This is a genomic window from Ketobacter sp. GenoA1 (assembly GCF_003671475.1).
GTDB lineage: Bacteria > Pseudomonadota > Gammaproteobacteria > Pseudomonadales > Ketobacteraceae > Ketobacter.
Genome location: NZ_RCHM01000021.1, coordinates 1 through 2,996 on the forward strand (window position 1 = coordinate 1; position 2,996 = coordinate 2,996).

Consider the following 2,996-nt stretch of genomic DNA (forward strand, 5'->3'; position numbering starts at 1 on the left):
GTGGACATTATCACCGGCGGAGAAGGGAACGATATACTTTCCGGCTATCGAATCACCGTTGGCGAAGATAACTCGGTAACTCGCTATCCCAGCTATGACAATGATCAGGATACCTTTGTATTCAATCTGGGGGACGACAACGACATCATCTATGAGTATGAAGTCTCCTTGAGCAATCGCGCTCTTTTGCAGTTTGGTGCCGGCATCACCCCCATTGGCGTCACCGCCACACAGGTGGGAGAGGACCTGGTGCTAACCGTGTCCGCCAGCGACAGTGTCCGAGTGAAAGACTGGTTCAACTCCGCGAACTATCGCCTGGGACAAATTCAGTTTGATGGACTGCCGGCTCAGGATGCCACTACATTCGTCGCAACCCTGCTCAACCCGCCCGATTAATTCAGTCAACACAATCCAGTCAAAGCAAACGGCACACAGTGAGCACCGTTTGCTTTGACTGCCAGCCGCTCATAACCGCCATTCGTTAAACTGGGGCAATTCATCCTCAATACAGTACCAATTCGCTTTGGATGCCACGTAGTAGTGGGCTTCTGGTTTAACCGCCAGCTCGCCATCCAAGGTACCGGCCCGTAGCCGAATCACCCCCGGCAATTTGTCGGTTTTACTGTACACCGGTGAGCCGCAGTGCTTACAGAAGCAACGCTGCTTACCCGGTGAGGATTCAAACGAGCCGATCTGATCACGGCCACTCAGCAAGTGAAAATTCGATTCCCGTACCGGGGTATTGGTGGCAAATGCGCTGCCCTGTGCTTTTCGACACTGGCTACAGTGACAGATCTGAATAGGTGCCAGTTCGCCGCTGATTTCAAATTGAACCCCGCCACACAGGCAACTTCCGCTGATCATGGTGTCTTCCCTATTAGTTGATGTGATTTACGCTTATTTACTGCTTTGCAGAGGAATCATCTTGCTGGGCTTCGATCCGCATGTCCATGGTCTTTTGCCGATCCCACAGCAGGTTCAGGGCATTTCCCAACAGAATCAATCCCGCTCCCACAGCCAGATAAAAATCAACTGTCTCGCCATAGGCAACAAACCCCACCAGGGCAATCAACGGTAACCGCAGCAGATCCATGGGAATCACCACCGAGGCATCCGCCAGCATCAGCGCCCGCACCATGCAATAATGGGCGCTCAGGCCGGTCAATCCCACCAGTAAGAACCAGGGCCAGTGTGTAACCCCGGGTGTCACCCAGTCGAACACCGCTGGCACCAGGCCCAACGGCAACTGTATGGCCATCATATAGAACAGAATACACAGGGGCGTATTGGCCGGAGCCAGGCGCTTGGTCAGGGTATGGGAAAGGCCATAGGCGAAAGCACCCCCCAACATCACCACGGCGGCAGTATGCAACACTTCAGCACCCGGCCTCAGGATCACCAGCACACCACCAATGCCCAACAGCACAGCGATGATTCTGGGCAAGGATATCCGCTCACCCAGTAACGCAGCAGCAAACAGCAGTGTCCACAGAGGCACCGTGAACTCAATGGCAAACACGGCCGCCAGAGGAATAAAGCCGATGGCATAAAACCAGCCAAACTGGCCAAGGTAGTGGGCAAGGTTGCGCAACAGGTGCGTGCCCGGCTGGCGGGTACGCACCTGTTGCCAACCCGATCGGGTCAACATCATGGACACCACCAGCAGGCCAATCGCACTGCGAATGGCAAGGATCTGCAGGGTGGAAAAGTCGGCAGACAACTGGCGTGCTGCAATTGCCATGACGCTGAACGACAGCAATGTGCCCAACATCCACAATCCTGCCTTTAACACCGGGTGAGGTTGCACAATCAATCCTGAAGATAAAAATGGCCAGGGCGAACCTTAGCCGATTTTCAGGATCAACGCAGGTAGGGTTTTAAATCCGTGTTGAAATAGCGATACAGTGCACTTTTCTGTTCCCGCTCCGACTGCCGCCAGCCGTAGACTGCCGGCCGCTCTGTTTCGATCGCCAAAGTGCCAAACACCAGCCAATCGTAAAGCGCCAGTGACCCGCACACATTCTTGGCGGAGTTTTTTCCGCGGGCGTGGTGGTGGTGATGTTGGGTGGGAAAGGTGAACACATGGGCCAGGCCCCACATGGTGTTACGCACCCAGGCCCAGCGATGATGATGAAAATACAGATCGTAGTTCCAGTTCACATGGGTATGGGCTGCCCACAACCCTTTGACCACGGTTCCCCACAGAAACACTTCCGTCAAACCCAGGTACAACGCCAGCAGCTGGAACCAGTAATTGGGCATAATGAACCACCACAACCAGCCATTGGTGAAGGTATGGATCACACTGATCTGGCCGCGCTCATCATCACCGCTCATATGATGAGGGCGATGGGACAGCTTGAATACGGCCTGAATTGATTGCGCCCACCTGGCCCGGGGCCGGCGGCAGTGGGCGAAGTAATGCCCGGCCCCGTGAATCAGCTCCTCCAGGCAGAAAAAACCGATCAGGGCGTACCAGAAATAGCCCTGTTCCAACCAGGCCAGCGAACCGGCACTGCCGGGGAACAACCAGGTCAAACTCAGGCCGATGAGCAACAATACCAACGGCCGCTGCACCGCCATCATCATGGCCACGGTAAGCCCGGCCATCTGCCAGTCGCGCCGGGTGCGGGCACCGTTGGCACTGCGGCCACTGAACCATTCCGCCAACGCCGCCAGCGCCACAAACACCACGATCGACATGGTCACCAGATCATTCAAGGTCATCAGGAACGCTCCCATCATTGCGATTCAACCCTATGGGAAAAGTCTGACCCAGACGCTATTATTCATCCAATCAATATTACTTATATTAAATATCCATGAAGCTGAATTTAAGAGCCGTCGACCTTAACCTGTTACCCATCTTGGGGTTCTAGGGATTTTCCGTCCAAAAACGACAAAGTGCTCTGGAAGCCCCGCCATCTATGGCCTCCAGAGGGGTATTACTTTTTCCATATCCCTATTTTGGCTCTGATTGGGTAAGATTTGGCCTT

The 2,996-nt window shown here is 54.4% G+C and carries 4 protein-coding genes; 1 reads left to right on the top strand and 3 read right to left on the bottom strand.

Annotation, left to right across the window (positions count from 1 at the left end; all coding sequences use genetic code 11):
• Positions 1-396, top strand: a 396-nt coding sequence (locus D9N13_RS08360) for a calcium-binding protein (protein WP_290588170.1), incomplete at its 5' end; no start/stop codon positions are given.
• A gap of 69 nt (positions 397-465) precedes the next feature.
• On the opposite strand, the gene D9N13_RS08365 is transcribed toward D9N13_RS08360, so the two are convergent.
• The 3 genes from D9N13_RS08365 to D9N13_RS08375 all read right to left on the bottom strand — a co-directional run bounded on the left by D9N13_RS08365 (position 466) and on the right by D9N13_RS08375 (position 2,745).
• Positions 466-864 (bottom strand): GFA family protein, encoded by a 399-nt coding sequence (locus D9N13_RS08365; RefSeq protein ID WP_290588172.1) that lies wholly within the window; start codon positions 862-864, stop codon positions 466-468.
• 37 nt (positions 865-901) lie between these two features.
• Complete coding sequence (locus D9N13_RS08370) at positions 902-1,771, bottom strand: DMT family transporter (protein WP_290588174.1); 870 nt, start codon at positions 1,769-1,771, stop codon at positions 902-904.
• An 89-nt stretch (positions 1,772-1,860) separates the two neighbouring features.
• Entirely contained in the window at positions 1,861-2,745 is an 885-nt protein-coding gene (locus D9N13_RS08375) for a sterol desaturase family protein (RefSeq protein WP_290588176.1), read from the bottom strand.
• Between the last annotated feature and the right edge of the window lie 251 nt (positions 2,746-2,996).

Coding starts and splice junctions, on each gene's coding strand:
- D9N13_RS08370 (WP_290588174.1), bottom strand. CDS start 1,771: ATGTTGGGCACATTGCTGTCGTTCAGCGTCATGGCAATTGCAGCACGC.
- D9N13_RS08365 (WP_290588172.1), bottom strand. CDS start 864: ATGATCAGCGGAAGTTGCCTGTGTGGCGGGGTTCAATTTGAAATCAGC.
- D9N13_RS08375 (WP_290588176.1), bottom strand. CDS start 2,745: ATGATGGGAGCGTTCCTGATGACCTTGAATGATCTGGTGACCATGTCG.